This is a genomic window from Polaribacter sp. BAL334 (assembly GCF_015767435.1).
In the GTDB taxonomy this organism is placed as follows: domain Bacteria; phylum Bacteroidota; class Bacteroidia; order Flavobacteriales; family Flavobacteriaceae; genus Polaribacter.
This window is the reverse complement of record NZ_JADWOV010000056.1, coordinates 1-769: the sequence shown is the minus strand read 5'-3', so window position 1 is coordinate 769 and position 769 is coordinate 1. Positions and strand designations below refer to the sequence as shown.

Genomic DNA, 769 nt, shown 5'->3' with positions numbered 1-769 from the left:
TTACGATTGTAATTTTTTGATCAATGAGCATTTCTGAATCCATAGAACTTCAACTAAAAACGTTGCCAAATGCTCCAGGTGTGTATCAATATTTTGATAAAGACAACAAAATTATTTACGTTGGCAAAGCCAAAGATTTAAAAAAAAGAGTGACTTCCTATTTTATGAAAACTCAAGAAAATGGGAAAACTAGGGTTTTAGTAAAAAAAATTGTGTACATAAAACACATTGTGGTCAACACAGAAACGGATGCACTTTTATTGGAAAATAATCTGATCAAAAAGCACAAACCACGTTACAATGTGTTGCTGAAAGATGATAAAAGTTATCCTTGGATTTGCATCAAAAAAGAGCGTTTTCCGAGAGTTTTTATGACGAGAAATGTGGTAAAAGACGGCTCAGAATATTTTGGACCTTATACTTCAGTAAAAACGGTTAGAGTGTTGCTAGATTTAATCAAAGACTTATATCCCTTGAGAAATTGCAGTTTTGATTTGTCTGAAAAAAATATTGAAGAAGGCAAATATAAAGTCTGTTTAGAATATCATTTAAAAAATTGCAAAGGTGCTTGTGAAGGCTTAGAAACCGTTGAAAATTATAACGAATCCATTAAAGAAATTCGCAATATTGTCAAAGGAAATTTCAAGGAAAGTTTAGAGAGATTTCAAATCATCATGCATGATTTTGCGGCGAAAATGGAATTTGAAGAGGCACAAAAAGTAAAAGAAAAAGTAGATTTATTAAGCAATTATCAAGCAAAAAGTACGAT

Annotated in this window: 1 protein-coding gene; it reads left to right on the top strand. The window is 30.9% G+C overall.

Going from position 1 to position 769, the window contains the following annotated elements; genetic code table 11:
• Positions 1–23 precede the first annotated feature (23 nt).
• Positions 24–769 (top strand): GIY-YIG nuclease family protein (locus IU405_RS00310; RefSeq protein WP_231749389.1); only part of this gene is annotated, 746 nt, incomplete at its 3' end.